This window comes from Streptomyces sp. URMC 127 (genome assembly GCF_051386535.1).
Taxonomy (GTDB): Bacteria; Actinomycetota; Actinomycetes; order Streptomycetales; family Streptomycetaceae; genus Streptomyces.
Genome location: NZ_JBPQTW010000580.1, coordinates 1 through 225, shown reverse-complemented (window position 1 = coordinate 225; position 225 = coordinate 1). Strand labels below are relative to the sequence as shown.

Annotated in this window: 1 rRNA gene; it reads right to left on the bottom strand. The window is 52.0% G+C overall.

The annotated features are described in order from the left end of the window. Positions 1-75, bottom strand: a 5S ribosomal RNA gene (gene rrf, locus ACSNOH_RS35450); the annotation flags it as partial. Between the last annotated feature and the right edge of the window lie 150 nt (positions 76-225).

The window sequence follows — 225 nt, the reverse complement described above, 5'->3', positions numbered from 1 at the left end:
ACCATCGGCGCTGAAAGGCTTAGCTTCCGGGTTCGGAATGTAACCGGGCGTTTCCCTAACGCTATGACCACCGAAACCCTATCGGTTTCGAGCGAACAAGCACACTCTTCAATTAAGTGGTTCTGCTCAAACCAGCAACTGTTCGTTGCTTCAGAACTAACACAGTGGACGCGAGCAACTGAGGACAAGCCCTCGGCCTATTAGTACCAGTCAGCTCCAACCGTT